The organism is Staphylococcus sp. HMSC036D05, from assembly GCF_001836225.1.
GTDB classification, from domain to species: Bacteria; Bacillota; Bacilli; order Staphylococcales; family Staphylococcaceae; genus Staphylococcus; species Staphylococcus caprae.
The window spans coordinates 1,067,740-1,084,927 of sequence record NZ_KV827781.1 but is presented as its reverse complement, the minus strand read 5'-3'; the positions used below and the strand labels follow the sequence as shown (position 1 = coordinate 1,084,927).

Genomic DNA, 17,188 nt, shown 5'->3' with positions numbered 1-17,188 from the left:
TTTACAGTCTATCATTATTAAATGAAAGGTTAAGAAAATAGTTATGAAGGGTCTAATAAATTTAAACCTATCTCTTTGTTATGGATGCGATTGATATCGAGTGAAGTCATTGTAATGATAATTTCAGCAGTAGCAGAAACAATTGCTTTAGTCAGATGACCGCTGAGGGTTTCATATTGTTGAGTTCCAAATGTAGCGTGTAAATGTGCAAATGGTTTATCATCAATGTGTGAGATATTGCCTAGTAAGCTTATTAATTCTAATGGTTCTTTAATGTCTTTCGCTTCATATTCTTGTGTATTTAAGTTATAGAAATTTAAAGTTACAGCATCACATGCACCAATGCCACTTACTGAACCGAATTTACCATTATATTGTTGTGCGATTTTTGTGACTGAGTCTATAATGTCTTCCCCTTTTTCTAATACAAGTACAATTGTGTTGCCTTCAGTTTGATATTTCATAACATAACCCCCTTTGTTTGATAACTTTTATAAGTAAAAGTATACAGTGAAAAAAGGTGAAATGCTTAAATTTTAATGATGAGCTATTGTAATATGATATTGAAATAGTATACAATGTAGAAACTTTTAGTTACTTAAGTAATGAAACTACGTTTATTTAACTATTTAAAAATATAAAGAATTAGCTAAAACTAAGATTTAATATGAAATATCTTCAGAAAATTTATATAGAGAGGAGGTCACTTTATGAAAAAACAATTATTTACACTCTACTTCAATATTTTCCTTATATTTTTAGGAATAGGTCTTGTGATTCCAGTGTTACCCGTTTATTTAAAAGATTTAGGATTAAAAGGTAGTGATTTAGGTTTACTAGTTGCTGCATTTGCTTTGTCTCAAATGATTATTTCACCATTCGGCGGAACATTGGCAGATAAATTAGGAAAGAAACTCATTATTTGTATTGGACTCGTTTTATTCTCAATATCTGAATTTATGTTTGCTGCAGGACAAACATTTACAATATTAATCATCTCTCGTGTACTAGGGGGATTTAGTGCAGGAATGGTAATGCCTGGTGTCACAGGAATGATTGCTGACATCTCTCCAGGTGCAGATAAAGCGAAGAATTTTGGCTATATGTCTGCAATTATTAATTCAGGATTTATTTTAGGTCCTGGATTTGGCGGTTTCTTAGCTGAATTTTCTCATAGACTTCCGTTCTATTTTGCCGGAACTTTAGGTGCCATCGCGTTTATCATGTCTCTTGTTTTAATTCATAATCCTAAAAAAGAAACGACAGATGGTTTCCATCAATATCAACCTGAATTACTCACTAAAATCAATTGGAAAGTCTTTATCACGCCTGTCATTTTAACGTTAGTATTAGCCTTTGGTTTATCAGCATTTGAAACATTGTTCTCTTTATATACATCAGATAAAGCTAACTATACGCCTCAAGACATTTCTATTGCGATTACAGGCGGTGGAATATTTGGCGCATTATTCCAAGTATTCTTCTTTGATAAATTTATGAAGTATTTATCAGAGCTTAACTTCATTGCCTGGTCATTATTATATTCAGCAATTGTTCTTGTTATGCTCGTTGTTGCTAATGGTTACTGGACGATTATGGTTATCAGTTTTATTGTGTTTATTGGATTCGATATGATACGTCCTGCACTAACCAATTATTTCTCTAATATAGCAGGAGATCGACAAGGTTTTGCAGGTGGACTTAACTCGACATTCACGAGTATGGGGAATTTCGTCGGGCCGCTTGTAGCAGGTGCATTATTCGATATTAACTTAGAATTTCCGATTTACATGGCCATTGCAGTGTCTTTATGTGGAATTGTAATTATCTTTATTGAAAAGGGCCTAAGATCAAAGCGTAAGAAAACACAGCAATCATAATAATGAAGTATTTTAATCTCAAAGAAACAAGATTTAAGTTTTCTTTGGGATTTTTTAATACGTTTGCGATTGAGGAACATTTATAATGATTTCTACATATTTTATAGTCAAAAACCGAAAAATTAAATTTGATTAAGCATGCTTAATGCGTCTTTTATGTAACAAAAATAACAACTTCAGTAAAATTCATGTTACAAATATTACAATCTATTTAAATTGCAACCTACATATCTTTTTATGAAAATTATTATGTTAAGATAGATGAAAATCTCAAGAGAAATGTGGGTAAGGAGATGAATTTGAAAAATTTATTATTAAGTATTGTAGCAGTTATACTATCTATTTGTTTAGTAGGATTAATCTTCCTAGCTACAAATCAAAATGCTTTAGCAAAAGTACACCAAACGATATGTACATTTTCAAAAGCAAATAAAGTTTCTTACATCGAAGATACATTTAATTTACATTCAAACTATACTGCAAAAGCATCAGAAAAAGGCGAAAACGACAATAGTAAGCAAATCAATAATAAAAACTACAATAAAAAAGTTGATAACGGTCAAACTTCTTATGATTTCACACCACAAGAGTGTAATGTTATTGCTTTGAATTATGCAAACAATCATTTGAACACGAATTACGAAATTGACCATATGCACAGTCAATCACCAACTTCAGAATATGCTTTTACAGATATGCATGGTAAACATGAAACAGATATTACTGTCGATAAAAATGGTCACGTGAATACTAAAAAATTGTACACACATTAACAATCACTCTTTCAAATTCAACAGGAAGAGTGATTTTTATTATGTGAATGTCCAATGCATAGTTGTAATGACTGTATGATTGGTTAAATGATTCTTCCATTACATGATAAAATAGTTATCGAATGAAGTTATAATATTGAAGGTGAAAAAGATGGCTAAAACGAAAAAGACCAATGCGATGCGTATGCTAGATCGTGCAAAAATTGATTACGAAACTAACACTTATGAAGTAACCGAGAAACATCAACACGGTGAGCAAATTGCCAAAATGGTAGGGGCAAATGTTGAAGAAGTTTATAAAACGCTTGTATTAGAAAATGCGAATCATGAACACTTTGTCTTTGTTATTCCAGACAATGCATCATTAGATATGAAACAGGCCGCGCACGTAGTTAACGAGAAAAAGCTTAATTTAATGCCACTAGATCAATTAAAACAAGTTACTGGATACGTAAGAGGCGGATGTTCGCCAATTGGGATGAAACATTTATTCAAGACCACTATTGATCGTTCTGCTCAAAATTTGGATAAAATTTATGTGAGTGGTGGTCAACGTGGTATGCAGATTATCATTAAAGTCGAAGATTTAATTAAAATGACAGAAGCACAAGTTGCACATATTACACACGATTAACTTGTAAAATATAATATTGTGATTGATTTTGAAAGTATGAATCACAACCATTTAAATGGTTTAAACCTTGATATTACAGTCAGAAATAAAAACACCTCATAAAAAGGGTGTTTTTTATTTTTTCACAAAATGAATGTTTTTGATTGTTTTTGGAAATTTATGATTGAAAAATGTAAGCGTACTCATTATAATAATGATTGAGATGGGGTGACAAGATGATTTCAGAAAAACGTCATGATTTGATATTACAAGAATTAGCTAAAAAAGACTTTTTAACACTCCAAGAATTAATTGATCGCACGGATTGTAGTGCCTCAACGATTAGAAGAGATTTATCTAAACTACAAAAGATTGGGAAATTACAACGTGTTCATGGTGGTGCAACGCTCAATCAAAATCGAGTAGTAGAACCTGGCTTATCTGAAAAATTGACTCAGAATTTACGTGAAAAGCAAGAAATAGGTAAACGTGCTGCGCAAGAGATACAAGATAATGAATGTATCTTTTTAGATGCAGGGTCTTCAACTTTTGAAATGATTCAATATTTAGATGCCAAAGATATCATCGTTGTAACAAATGGTATGACGCATGTTGAGCAACTTTTGAAATATGGGATAAAAACACTAATGATAGGCGGACAAGTGAAAGAAACGACCATGGCAACAGTTGGTGCAAATGCATTGGAAACGTTAAGAAGATATTGTTTTGATCGCGCATTTATCGGAATGAATGGTATTGATTTGAAATACGGATTTACCACTCCGGATGAACAAGAAGCGTTAATTAAAGAAACGGCAATGAAACTTTCAAATGATAAGTACATATTAGTAGATCAAACGAAATTTAACCAAGTGTACTTTGCAAGAGTACCTAAGTCAGAAGGGATTAAAATCATTACATCTCATAAGGCATTTAAAAATAAAGTGACAGAGGAATATCTAAGTGAATATCACTTTGTAGGAGGTAAGTCATGATTTATACAGTAACATTTAATCCTTCCATCGATTACATCATGTTTACGGATGGGTTTAATTTAAAAGGATTAAATAGAGCAACCGCAACATATAAATTTGCAGGAGGTAAGGGTATCAATGTCTCAAGAGTACTTAAAACTTTAGATGTTGATTCTACTGCATTAGGTTTTGCTGGAGGATTTCCAGGAGAATTTATTTCTAAAACATTAGAAGATAGTCAAATCCAAACAGATTTTATTCAAGTAGATGAAGATACGCGTATTAATGTGAAACTTAAATCAGGTCAAGAGACCGAAATCAATGCACCAGGACCTAAAGTCACTGATGAACAATTTCAAGCGCTTCTAACAAAGATTAGAAATACAACAAGTGACGATACAGTCATTGTAGCGGGTAGCGTACCCAATAGTATTCCAAGTGATGCATATGCTCAAATAGCTGAAATTACTAAAGATACTGGCGCTAAACTTGTTGTAGATGCGGAAAAGGATTTAGTCGAAACAGTATTACCTTATCAACCATTTTTCATTAAACCAAATAAAGATGAACTCGAAGTGATGTTTAATACAACGGTAACGAGTGATGAAGACGTTGTTAAATATGGTAAGGAAATTCTTAAAATGGGTGCTCAATCCGTCATTATCTCGTTAGGTGGCGATGGTGCAATTTATGTAGATAAAAAGCAAAGTATTAAAGCCGTGAACCCTCAAGGGCAAGTAGTCAATACTGTTGGTTCTGGCGATAGTACAGTTGCAGGGATGGTTGCTGGCTTAGCCTCAGGTTTATCTATCCAAGACGCTTTCAAACAAGCAGTCGCTTCAGGAACAGCTACTGCATTTGATGAAGATTTAGCAACGAGGGATGCTATAGAAAAAATTAAATCTCAAGTTACAATTTCTGTACTTGATGGGGAGTGAAATAAATGAGAATCACAGAACTATTAACAAAAGACACAATCGCAATGGATTTATCTGCCTCAGATAAAAATGGTGTCATCGATGAGCTTGTAAATCAATTAGATAAAGCAGGAAAACTAAGTGATGTAGCGTCATTCAAAGAAGCAATTCACAATCGTGAATCACAAAGTACAACAGGTATTGGGGAAGGGATTGCTATTCCTCATGCCAAGGTAGCAGCGGTTAAATCACCAGCAATTGCCTTTGGGAAGTCTAAAGAAGGCGTGGATTACCAAAGTTTAGATATGCAACCCGCACACTTATTCTTTATGATTGCTGCACCAGAAGGTGGCGCTCAAACACATTTAGATGCACTAGCTAAACTTTCAGGCATTTTAATGGATGAAAATGTTCGCGAAAGATTAATACATGCTGAATCACCTGAAAAAGTATTGCAAATTATTGATGAAGCGGATGATGAAGCAACAAAAGAGGAAGAAGCAGAGGCGCAAGAGAATGAATCAAATGCAGGAGGAGCTACTGCTGGAAGTACAGAGTCAGGTCAAAGCGATGAGCCATATGTATTAGCTGTAACGGCTTGTCCAACAGGTATTGCACATACGTATATGGCACGCGATGCTTTGAAAAAACAAGCCGAAAAAATGGGTGTCAAAATAAAAGTAGAAACTAACGGTTCAAGTGGTGTTAAAAATCACTTAACAGAGCAAGACATTGAACGTGCTACAGGAATTATCGTAGCAGCTGATGTTCATGTTGAGACAGATCGTTTCAATGGAAAAAATGTGGTAGAAGTTCCAGTTGCGGACGGAATTAAACGTCCAGAAGAATTAATTAACACAGCATTAGACACAAACCGTAAACCATTTGTTGCTCGTGGCGATAGTGCTAGAGACAATAAAGATGAAAACGAAGAAAAACTGAGCCCTGGTAAAGCATTTTACAAACACTTAATGAATGGTGTTTCAAATATGTTACCACTTGTTATCGCTGGTGGTATTTTAATGGCAATTGTGTTCTTATTCGGAGCAAACTCTTTCGATCCTAAAAGTTCAGAACATAATGCGTTTGCTGAACAATTATGGAATATTGGTAAAAATAGTGCCTTCGCATTGATTATCCCAGTATTAGCAGGTTTCATCTCTCGTAGTATTTCAGATAAACCAGGTTTTGCTGCAGGTTTAGTTGGTGGTATGCTAGCTATTTCTGGCGGATCAGGATTTATTGGTGGTATTATTGCTGGTTTCCTAGCAGGTTACTTAACACAAGGAATTAAATATATTACGCGTAAATTACCTCAAGCAGTTGAAGGTTTAAAACCAACATTAATCTATCCAGTACTTTCAGTAACAATCACTGGTTTACTAATGGTATATATATTCAATCCACCCGCATCATGGCTCAATCATTTATTACTTCATGGTTTAAATAGCTTATCTGGCTCAAATATCATGTTACTAGGTTTAGTGATTGGTGCAATGATGGCTATCGATATGGGGGGACCATTTAACAAAGCAGCATATGTCTTCGCAACAGCGGCATTAACTGAAGGAAATGCTGCACCAATAACAGCAGCTATGATTGGTGGTATGATTCCACCATTAGCGATTGCGACAGCTATGTTAATCTTTAGAAAGAAATTTACGAAAGAACAAAAAGGTTCAATTGTTCCAAACTATGTGATGGGATTATCATTCATTACTGAAGGTGCTATCCCATTTGCAGCAGCCGACCCATTACGTGTAATTCCATCAATGATGGTTGGTTCAGGTGTTGCTGGTGCACTCGCCCTAAGTTTAGGTTCAAGAATTAATGCGCCACATGGCGGTATCATTGTTATACTTGCGACAGACTTTAGTCATTTTCTACAAACATTGCTTGCATTAGTTGTAGGTACATTGATTTCAGCATTATTATATGGTTTCTTAAAACCTAAAGTAACTGAAAATGAAATTCAAGCTTCTGAAGCAATGGATGAATAATAGAATTACGACAAGCTCTTGCCAAAATTAATGTAGTTGGCAGGAGCTTTTTTATATTAAATGGAACTTTATGAAACTCGATAACAATGTTAATCTTCAGAAAAAGTTGAGTAGATTCAAATAGAAATAAATGATATAGCGCGTAAAGAAAGCTATAATAAAATAGCTGAAGAATCATTAGATAATACAAAGAAAAGAAGGTTTCAATCATGTCAGAATATGTAATTACGAACGGAAAAGTATACACAGAAAATCAAGTGATCGACAAAGGATTCGTTCATATTAAAGACGGAAAAATCGCAGACGTAGGTGAAGGGCATTTTCAAGGAGTGGCCTCTCAAGAATCAATTCAACGTATTGATGCGGAGGGTCGACATATTATGCCTGGATTTATAGATATCCATATTCATGGCGGATATGGAGAGGATGCAATGGATGCGTCTTATGAAGGATTACAACATTTGGCAGAATCTTTATTATCAGAAGGGACAACGTCTTTCTTGGCAACGACGATGACACAGTCGACTGACAATATTAATCGTGCACTAAAAAATATTGTCGCATATCAAACGAAACAAGATGAACATTCTGCTGCTGAAATCGTAGGAATTCATCTCGAAGGTCCATTTATTTCTGAACATAAAGTAGGCGCACAACATCCAAAATATGTACAAAGACCTTCAGTTGAACAAATTCATGCCTTTCAAAATGTGGCTAATGGTTTAATCAAAATTATCACATTTGCACCTGAGGTAGACAATGCTAAAGAAACGTTGAATGCTATGAAAGATGATATTATTTTTTCAATAGGTCATACTGTAGCAACATTTGATGAGGCAAATGAAGCTGTTAAACACGGCGCGAAACATATCACACATTTATATAATGCAGCAACAGGATTTGCACATCGTGAACCAGGCGTGTTTGGTGCTGCTTGGTTAAACAAAGGTTTAAATACTGAAATGATTGTAGACGGTGTGCACTCACATCCTGCGTCTATAGCGCTCGCATATAAACTTAAAGGCAATGAACATTGTTATCTAATTACAGATGCGATGAGAGCTAAAGGAATGCCTGAAGGAGAGTATGATTTAGGTGGTCAAAATGTCATCGTTAAAGGTAAAGAAGCACGTCTTGCTAGTGGCGCACTAGCTGGTAGTATCTTGAAAATGAACGAAGGCCTTCAAAATTTAATGACATATACTGATGATAAACTAGAGAACTTATGGAGAGTAACAAGTTTAAATCAGGCAATTGCTTTAGGTATCGATGATGTTAAAGGAAGTATAAAAGTGGGTAAAGATGCAGATATTGTGATATTAGATGATGATTGCAATGTCATCAATACAATTAAAAATGGTGAGTGCCATCATTTTGATAAATAAAGTGTTTTATTGAATGGGGTAATTGTTTCCATTATAATGTAGCATTAGGTTTATATTTAACATTCTAGAAACGAAATATGATAAAATAGAAGAAATTACATTTTTTTCGGGGGTGTCACAATGGGAAGGTCTTAACATGTAGTCGTCGCTTGAGTATAAAAGATGATTTCAATACGTGTTACCCATGGGTGGCACATATAATATGGAGGTGAATCCCTAGAAATAGGGAATTAATTGGAAACTTCGACCATAATTAGTTTAATCACATTTTTTCTTTTGATTGCATTAACAACGGTATTCGTTGGATCAGAATTCGCACTTGTTAAAGTGAGAACGACACGAATTGAACAATTAGTTGAAGAAGGAAATAGAAGCGCTAAAATAGTAAAAAAAATGATCGCTAATCTAGACTATTATTTATCGGCATGCCAGTTAGGTATTACGGTGACTTCATTAGGTTTAGGTTGGTTAGGGGAGCCTACATTTGAAAAGTTATTGCATCCTCTATTCGATTTATTACATTTACCTGATGCGTTAACAACGACAATTTCGTTTGTTATCTCATTTATTGTAGTGACTTATTTACACGTGGTATTAGGTGAATTAGCACCTAAATCATTTGCGATTCAACACACTGAACAACTCGCATTACTTTATTCAAGACCACTTTATTACTTTGGTAATATTATGAAACCGTTAATTTGGTTAATGAATGGTTCAGCACGTGTAATTGTTAGAATGTTTGGTTTTGATCCTGATGCGCAAACCGATGCGATGTCAGAAGAAGAAATTAAAATTATTATAAATAATAGTTATAACGGCGGAGAAATCAATCAGACAGAGCTTGCATATATGCAGAATATCTTTTCATTTGATGAACGTCATGCCAAAGATATCATGGTGCCACGTACTCAAATGATCACCCTTAATGAACCATTTAACGTGGATGAATTACTTGAAACAATTAAAGAACATCAATTTACCCGCTATCCAATTACAGAGGATGGGGATAAAGACCATGTCAAAGGATTTATTAATGTTAAGGAATTTTTAACAGAATATGCTTCAGGAAAGCCTATCAAAATTGCAAATTACATTCATGAATTACCAATGATTTCTGAAACAACACGTATAAGTGATGCGCTTATTCGTATGCAAAGAGAACATGTCCATATGAGTCTAATCATTGACGAATATGGTGGTACGGCAGGTATCTTAACAATGGAAGATATCTTAGAAGAGATTGTTGGTGAAATTCGAGATGAGTTTGATGATGATGAGGTCAATGATATCGTTAAACTTGATGATTCTACCTATCAAATTAACGGTCGTGTACTACTAGACGACTTGAACGAACAATTTGGTATTGAATTTGAAGATTCCGAAGATATTGATACGATTGGCGGTTGGCTTCAATCACGTAATACCAACTTACAAAAAGATGATTACGTAGATACAGAATTTGATCGTTGGATTATTACTGAAGTCGATAATCATCAAATTATATGGATTAATTTAAAATATGAATTTAACCAATCAAGACCAACGATGGATGAAGAATCTGATGATGATCATTCTGAATCATAAAAGTAAAGCCTTAATAGGTTGAGAATTAAACTTAAATAATTATTAGCTTTTAGTCAGCTTGGCTCTAAGGTGAGTTCTTATATAGAAATCGTCTTAGAGCTTTTTCAATATTTAAGTGATGAAAATGTGCAAATAAACACTTTATTTGTGTGGTAAATAGGCCATAGGTTATGCTTATTGAGACGTACAGAACTATAGTTAAGGATGAATCATACTTATTTAGAGAAAGGTTTTCATTTTCAAGATGAATCTGCATCGGTAAGTATTTAAATGAAGATGTATAAATAAAGGAGAGATACATAGAATGGTTAATGATACGCAAGTCTTAAATAATGGGTACCCAATGCCCTCGATCGGATTAGGTGTATACAAGATCACTGATGAAGAAATGGACAATGTAGTAAAAACTGCATTAGACGCTGGTTATCGTGCATTCGACACAGCATATTTCTATGGAAATGAAGTGGCTTTAGGTAAAGCTTTAAACAATTCTGAGATGAATCGCGACGAATTATTTATCACTTCAAAGTTATGGAATGATTATCAAGGTTATGACAGTACCATTGAATACTTTAATCGCTCACTAGAGAACTTGGGTTTAGATTACATTGATTTATTCTTAATTCACTGGCCTTGTGAAAAGGATGGCTTATTTATTGAATCTTATAAAGCGATGGAAAAGTTATATGAAGAAGGTAAAGTTAAAGCGATTGGTGTATGTAACTTTAAGGAACATCATTTGAAAAAGTTAATGGACGCAACGGATGTTGTACCTCAAGTTAATCAGATTGAATTGCATCCTTATTTTAACCAAAAAGAGGTGCAAGAATTCTGTGATGAACATGATATTAAAGTCACTGCGTGGATGCCTTTAATGAGAAATAGAGGTCTCTTAGATCATCCAACCATTGTAGATATTGCACAACGTCATGGTAAAACACCTGCCCAAGTTGTATTACGTTGGCATTTGGCACATGATCGTATCATTATTCCAAAGTCTAAGACGCCAGAACGTATTCGAGAAAACTTTGATATTTTAGACTTTAATTTAGAACTTACAGAGGTAGCGGAGATTGATAGTTTAAACAAAAATGCACGTCAGGGTAAAGATCCTGATGACGTAAGTATTGGCGATTTAAAGTAGTTGGATAGGTAAGTCTTTTTAGTAATGAGGTTAAGGTTAAAAACTTTTATTAATTACATTATTTTTTGAAGTGAAAACGTCTATTATTTAATAATAATGAACAATTACAAATATTGAGCTAAAGTTAAGATTATGTAAATGAATAGTTTTGGCTAGAATATACTATTAAGAAATTGATAAAATATTATTAAATAACTTTATAGAAAAGGATGTAATTAAATGAAAATCAGAGTCATCGTTCCGTGTTATAACGAAGGCGAAGTCGTATTAAAGACATATGACAAGTTGACTGAAATTATGACAGAAGATAGTTTAGTCAAAAATTATGAATACGATTTACTGTTTATTGACGATGGTAGCAAGGATAATACAATCGATCATTTACAAAATCTTGCTGCTTATGATTCTCATGTCAAATTCCTTTCATTTAGTAGAAATTTCGGTAAAGAAGCCGCGATGATAGCTGGTTATCAAAATAGTATCAATCATGATGCAGTCGTAATGATTGATGGTGATTTACAACATCCTCCAGAATATATTCCTCACATGATTGAAGGGTTTATAGAAGGATATGATCAAGTTATTGCTAAAAGAGATCGTGAAGGTGAGAACTTCGCACGTAAATCCATGTCTCGATTATATTATAAAATAATCAACGCTTTCGTGGAGGACGTTCAATTCGAAGATGGCGTGGGTGACTTTAGATTACTCAGTCAACGAGCAGTTCAAGCACTGACATCACTTGATGAATATAATCGATTTTCAAAAGGATTGTTCGAATGGATAGGATATAATACTAAAGTCTTTACCTATGAGAATGTGACGCGTGAAGCAGGTGAGTCAAAGTGGACGTTTAGAAAGCTTTTAAATTATGGTATTGATGGATTAATATCATTCAATAATAAACCTTTACGTATGATGATTTACTTAGGTATGTTTACATTTTCAATTAGTATCTTATACATTATCTATCTATTAATTAATATTATAATCTCAGGTATCAATATTCCAGGATATTTCACTACAATTGCTGCAATACTCTTACTGGGAGGAATACAACTGATATCTATTGGTGTGATAGGTGAATATATCGGTCGTATTTATTATGAAGTTAAACGCAGACCGAAATATATTGTTCAGGCGACAAACCTTAAACCATCTGATAATGAAAATAAAACTAAAGAAGAACGTTCTGACGCTCAAACATCTCATTTTAAAGCTAAAGATGATTACTATCAATTTAGTGATTATCATAAAGATAGTGCACTTAAACAATCAAGTCATCAAGCTAATAATGAAGAAGAACAATATAAAGAACATGTCCATTAAAATAATGAAAAGGACAAAAATATTAATAGCGATAAGACGGTTTCAAATAGAAATCATCTTATCGCTATTTTAATGTGATGAAATATCAAATTTCTTTAACTTGAGTGTCATTGTAGTTCCCACATTAAGTTCACTTTCAACAATGATTGATCCATCAATTTGTTGAGCAAGTTCATTAGCAATGTACAATCCTAATCCTGAACCACCTGTTTTAGTATTTCTTGAGTCTTCTACTCTAAAAGTCCGCTCAAAAATACGAGATTGAAGTTCAGGTACAATTCCAATACCTTCATCTTTAATTGCGATGTTGATACAATCGTTTTCTTCATTTTCAGAAATAATAATATCGATGCGACTACCGTAATTAGAAAACTTTAAAGCGTTCTCTAATAAATTAGTCAAAATACGTTCTAATGGAGGTCGATATTGGTAGAATGCATCAATATTGTTACTGAAATTGACCTCTAGTGTTCGATTCTCTTGCTTAATTCGTTGTTCATAAGTTTGAAGAATAGTGACTAGTAATTGGTCGAGTTGAATTAATTCCAAAGGATAAGAACGACCAGTGTTAAGTGAAATCACGTGCGTCATGTCATCGAATAATGTAGAAAGACGATTTGCTTGTTTAATGAGTACGTCATAAGCAGCGTGAACTTCTTGTTTCTCACTAATGACCCCGTCGCGTAATCCTTCTGTATATGAGAGAATCCCTGCGAGTGGCGTTTTTAAATCATGGGCAAGATTTTGAATAATTTCCGTTTTTTCCTGTTGCTCGTTTTTAATCATGTCCATTTGTTTAGTGATTGCATCTGCCATCTTGTTAAATGAATCATTAAGTTCTTTAATTTCTCTTGGAGATTGAAATGTATCATCGTCAATTAAATGCTCGTCGTTAACGAATTGTTTTGTCTTGATGTTGAATTGTTTAATTTTCTGGATTAATGGCGTAATAAAAATACTACAAATTGAAAGTGTTAAACAACTTGTTATCATTGTCGTAATGGTTAATGTTAAGGTCATATGACCGTTGAACCACATCAGTTTGTATGCAATGACAAGTATAATGGTAGTTAAGAGTACACTTGAAATGACGCCGATGGTAATTTGGCTACGAATAGAGAACATGCTTATCGGCTCCTTTCAAATTTATATCCTAACCCCCATACCGTTGTGATTGTATATGTGATGAAATGATGTTTCTCTAATTTTTCACGTATTCTATGGATATGAACGTTGACAGTATTGGCGTCTTCATAATAGTCATATCCCCAAACCTTTTCTAAAAGTTCGGATTTAGATATGACATCATTTTCTCGCGAAGCCAGATACCATAGTAATTCAAATTCTTTTATACGCATAGGAATTTCTTGATTATCTATAGTTAATGTTTTACTTGAATTATTTAATATTAATCCATTAAATTCGAGTTGTTCTATTCTATTAGAAGATTGATATTTACTAATTCGCGTGAGTAGGTTATTTGTTCGTAATACGAGTTCTCTAGGACTAAACGGTTTCTTAACATAATCATCTGCGCCTAGTGTAAGTGCATAGATTGTGTCGTGTTCCTGTGTTTTAGCCGTTAAGTAAATAAAAGGAATATCAAGTTGCTTTGCTTTCATTTCTTTAACAATATCGTAACCAGAAACTTCAGGCATCATGATATCTAAAATCATGACATCGATGTCTGATGATAATAATTGGATTGCTTCTTTTCCATTCGTTGTCGTAGTGACTTGATAGCCCTCATATTCAAAGTATGTTTGGCATATATCTACAATGTCTTGCTCATCATCCACGATCAGTAAGTGTGTCATGCTTGTCTTCACCTCGGTTGTTACGTTCTCTCAAATGAGTGATAACTTCTTTAAGTGAAACTTTATTTAGTAATGAGTGACTCATCAATAAAATAATAAAGAAAGCTAATTGTAGAGGGTACGTAAAAATCATATCTGCTAAGATATAATTTATCATAACAAAGGCGCCAAAGAAACTTGCAGCATATGCGAAGACGCCTAAGATGAGTCCTAAACCGATGGCCATTTCTCCTAACGGAATGATAAAATTAAATAAACCTGTTGAATGTGAGACGATATTTTCAAAGAACCATTTATACCATTGAGGTGAATCGGTATTATCACGAATGACAGGCACTAATCCATTTAAAGTAAAATCTCCCGTAAATTTTTCCAAGCCTTGTCTGAAAATCACAATACCTGAAATAATACGAATGATAATAATGATTAATAAACTTAATTTCTTCATAGTTAATCCTCTCTCTTTCTCTAGTTGCAAACGTATGAATAAGCTAATTTAAGTTATTTCAATTTCGCTCCACCGAAAATAACATGTGCCTTTTCGCAATAAATTGTAACTTCATTGTATTTATTTAAATCGACATTTTTTAAATTAAAAGTTTGTTTTGATTTATTGTAATCTACAGTTGAGATTTTCTTACCTGATTTGATATCACCGTCTTTAGTTAAGAAGACATATAAATCTGGACCTTTAGATGACTTATAATTTTCTAACATTAATTTACCATTTTCAATTTTAGCCGTGCCTTCTACTTTTTCACCATTTTTGGATTTAAACGTACCGGATAGTTTTTTCGTTTTATCAGTTTTAACTTTACTTTCTTCTTGTTGCTTATCTTTGTGTTGAGAATGTTCTTGATCAGAATTAGAATTTCCACACGCACCTAATGTAAGTGATGTGACAATTGCGCCGACTGCAAATAAATATTTTGTATTCATGATGTATTCCTCTTTTCTATATGTATTTAAGATTAGTTTAAGCGGGATAACATTTTTAAACCATTAACTATTTCTTAACTACATTTAAAAAAGAATTAAATCAAAATTCTTTTTATTTATACTTTTGATAATGAATGTATAAATAGTGTGATGGTAGATAGAGGGGATTAAAAGAAGAAAAAATATATCTGCTTAAATATCAAGCAACAGTTTATTAGGAAATTTGTGTCTTTAAAGAGATTAAAACGAACAATGATATAAAATAAGCTCTAAGACAATTTCTATCAGGTAGTGAGCACCATAAAGTTAAATTTTAAACTAACTTTTGGATTGCCCACCAAATTAGAAATGATCTTAGAGCTAAGTATTTTGGGATTGATAACCCAATCTGAGTAATTTATTTAGAATAAATATGGGTGCTATTGTTTTCTTTTTACGAAGAAAATGCCTTGCCATAAAATAAATGCTATGAATAGGAAGTAAACAATCACGTATACATACCAAAACGGAGTTAAAATCATCATTATTATAAAAGATAAGATGATGACAAGGGTTCCGGTAGTAATAGGTCTTTTAACTTTGGTTAACAAAGAGATGTGTTCAATTTCAGACATCTTAAAGGTCCCGATAAATACTAACACTGCACCGAAGATAAATATTGCTGGTGCTAAATATGGTATAGACATGTATACAGATTGTTCACTAGAAATATCAGTGATAAATTGGGAAAGGCTTATAACAATAGCAAAGATTGTAGCTATAAATTTTTGTTCTGTAATCTGAAATGGATATAATTTTTTATTTAAATATATTTGTAAAAATGTCCATATTAAAAATAACAATACAGTAGATAAAGTAATGAAATTAAACTTATCTATCACATAAATATCAATAATACTGTTAAGCGATATCGCTAATAATATGGAGCTAAACTTAAGTTGATTGAATTGATGCCGATAAAGGTCAAAGCCAACAATAAGCAAGACGACGGCTATATTAACTAATATATATATAATCATGTTGAACTCCTATCCACAATTCTTCATTTCAACATTATATCAATTAACATAAACTTAATCATTACAAAACACTCAATAAGTCTTAACTTAATTATTTTAAACGCCTTTTTTATTACTCCACAATAATGTATGTAATTGTGGAAGTACATATACATGATTCATATCACTACTTTCCATGACACGGTCAACTAATTTTTCATATCTCTCTAGTAGTTTGTAAGTATGATGCTCGACGTCATCCTCTAAATAAGGATTACCCACTTGAAGATAAAATGGAATAGATGGGTAACGATGGTGAATCATTTTCGCAAATTCATAATCTTCTTCATTAAATATGACAACTTTGAGATTGAGGGTATGGTGTACACATTGTTCTATTACTGAATCTAAAATATCTAAATTAGGTTTCATTGTGGAACTTGGTGGTTTAGGACTGATCGTTAAATCATTAATTTGTGTCATCCACGGTTGGAATTTACTGCCTTGCGTTTCTAGAGCTGTATAAATATTCTTTTCCTCGAATAAGTCGACTAAATCTTGAATACCTTTAATCAAGGCAGGATTTCCACCTGAAATCGTGACATGGTTAAAATTATCTCCACCAACTTCGCGTAATTCTTCATATATTTCTTCGGCAGAGAGAAGGCGTATATCTTCTTTAGCGCTTCCATCCCAAGTGAAAGCAGAATCGCACCAACTACAGCGGTAATCACAACCTGCTGTACGCACAAACATGGTTTTACGTCCGATCACACGACCTTCTCCTTGTATTGTAGGGCCGAATACTTCTAAAACAGGTATTTTAGCCATG

The 17,188-nt window shown here is 33.3% G+C and carries 17 protein-coding genes; 10 read left to right on the top strand and 7 right to left on the bottom strand.

Features of this window, described 5'->3' with window-relative positions:
* Positions 1-41: 41 nt before the first annotated feature.
* Positions 42-464, bottom strand: a complete 423-nt coding sequence (locus HMPREF2580_RS09755) for a PPC domain-containing DNA-binding protein (RefSeq protein WP_070832454.1) — start codon at positions 462-464, stop codon at positions 42-44.
* A gap of 246 nt (positions 465-710) precedes the next feature.
* On the opposite strand from HMPREF2580_RS09755, the gene norA reads away from it, so the two are divergent.
* From norA to HMPREF2580_RS09705, 10 genes are all read left to right on the top strand, one after another.
* Positions 711-1,880, top strand: coding sequence for a multidrug efflux MFS transporter NorA (norA, locus tag HMPREF2580_RS09750; RefSeq protein ID WP_002441422.1), 1,170 nt, complete (start codon positions 711-713; stop codon positions 1,878-1,880).
* Between the two features lie 293 nt (positions 1,881-2,173).
* Positions 2,174-2,653: a hypothetical protein gene (locus HMPREF2580_RS09745; protein WP_070832451.1), complete on the top strand. Its 480-nt coding sequence runs from the start codon at positions 2,174-2,176 to the stop codon at positions 2,651-2,653.
* A 151-nt stretch (positions 2,654-2,804) separates the two neighbouring features.
* Entirely contained in the window at positions 2,805-3,287 is a 483-nt protein-coding gene (gene ybaK / locus HMPREF2580_RS09740; RefSeq protein WP_070832448.1) for a Cys-tRNA(Pro) deacylase, read from the top strand.
* Between the two features lie 215 nt (positions 3,288-3,502).
* Positions 3,503-4,261 carry a DeoR/GlpR family DNA-binding transcription regulator gene (locus HMPREF2580_RS09735; RefSeq protein ID WP_070832445.1) on the top strand — a complete coding sequence of 253 codons (759 nt, stop codon included), beginning with the start codon at positions 3,503-3,505 and terminating at the stop codon, positions 4,259-4,261.
* Positions 4,258-5,178, top strand: a complete 921-nt coding sequence (gene pfkB / locus HMPREF2580_RS09730; protein ID WP_070832442.1) for a 1-phosphofructokinase — start codon at positions 4,258-4,260, stop codon at positions 5,176-5,178. Before HMPREF2580_RS09735 ends, pfkB begins: the two co-directional genes overlap by 4 nt.
* A 5-nt stretch (positions 5,179-5,183) precedes the next feature.
* On the top strand, positions 5,184-7,157 hold the full coding sequence (locus tag HMPREF2580_RS09725) for a PTS fructose transporter subunit IIABC (protein ID WP_070832439.1): 1,974 nt from the start codon (positions 5,184-5,186) through the stop codon (positions 7,155-7,157).
* Positions 7,158-7,366: 209 nt separating this feature from the next.
* On the top strand, positions 7,367-8,542 hold the full coding sequence (gene nagA / locus HMPREF2580_RS09720; RefSeq protein ID WP_070832436.1) for an N-acetylglucosamine-6-phosphate deacetylase: 1,176 nt from the start codon (positions 7,367-7,369) through the stop codon (positions 8,540-8,542).
* Between the two features lie 234 nt (positions 8,543-8,776).
* Positions 8,777-10,129, top strand: coding sequence for a hemolysin family protein (locus tag HMPREF2580_RS09715; RefSeq protein ID WP_070832433.1), 1,353 nt, complete (start codon positions 8,777-8,779; stop codon positions 10,127-10,129).
* A 304-nt stretch (positions 10,130-10,433) separates the two neighbouring features.
* Positions 10,434-11,273, top strand: coding sequence for an aldo/keto reductase (locus tag HMPREF2580_RS09710; RefSeq protein ID WP_070832430.1), 840 nt, complete (start codon positions 10,434-10,436; stop codon positions 11,271-11,273).
* 219 nt (positions 11,274-11,492) lie between these two features.
* Positions 11,493-12,602, top strand: a complete 1,110-nt coding sequence (locus tag HMPREF2580_RS09705) for a glycosyltransferase family 2 protein (RefSeq protein WP_070832427.1) — start codon at positions 11,493-11,495, stop codon at positions 12,600-12,602.
* Between the two features lie 69 nt (positions 12,603-12,671).
* Here HMPREF2580_RS09705 and HMPREF2580_RS09700 read toward each other — a convergent pair whose 3' ends face one another.
* The 6 genes from HMPREF2580_RS09700 to queE all read right to left on the bottom strand — a co-directional run bounded on the left by HMPREF2580_RS09700 (position 12,672) and on the right by queE (position 17,187).
* Positions 12,672-13,727 (bottom strand): sensor histidine kinase, encoded by a 1,056-nt coding sequence (locus HMPREF2580_RS09700; RefSeq protein WP_070832424.1) that lies wholly within the window; start codon positions 13,725-13,727, stop codon positions 12,672-12,674.
* A 2-nt stretch (positions 13,728-13,729) separates the two neighbouring features.
* On the bottom strand, positions 13,730-14,419 hold the full coding sequence (gene saeR / locus HMPREF2580_RS09695; RefSeq protein ID WP_002441446.1) for a response regulator transcription factor SaeR: 690 nt from the start codon (positions 14,417-14,419) through the stop codon (positions 13,730-13,732).
* Positions 14,394-14,867 carry a DoxX family membrane protein gene (locus tag HMPREF2580_RS09690; protein WP_070832421.1) on the bottom strand — a complete coding sequence of 158 codons (474 nt, stop codon included), beginning with the start codon at positions 14,865-14,867 and terminating at the stop codon, positions 14,394-14,396. The genes saeR and HMPREF2580_RS09690 overlap by 26 nt, the downstream gene beginning before the upstream one ends.
* 53 nt (positions 14,868-14,920) lie before the next feature.
* Positions 14,921-15,358 (bottom strand): DM13 domain-containing protein, encoded by a 438-nt coding sequence (locus tag HMPREF2580_RS09685; RefSeq protein WP_070832418.1) that lies wholly within the window; start codon positions 15,356-15,358, stop codon positions 14,921-14,923.
* Between the two features lie 419 nt (positions 15,359-15,777).
* Complete coding sequence (locus HMPREF2580_RS09680; RefSeq protein ID WP_070832415.1) at positions 15,778-16,377, bottom strand: hypothetical protein; 600 nt, start codon at positions 16,375-16,377, stop codon at positions 15,778-15,780.
* Positions 16,378-16,473: 96 nt separating this feature from the next.
* Positions 16,474-17,187: a 7-carboxy-7-deazaguanine synthase QueE gene (gene queE, locus HMPREF2580_RS09675; RefSeq protein WP_002441452.1), complete on the bottom strand. Its 714-nt coding sequence runs from the start codon at positions 17,185-17,187 to the stop codon at positions 16,474-16,476.
* Position 17,188: the final 1 nt, after the last annotated feature.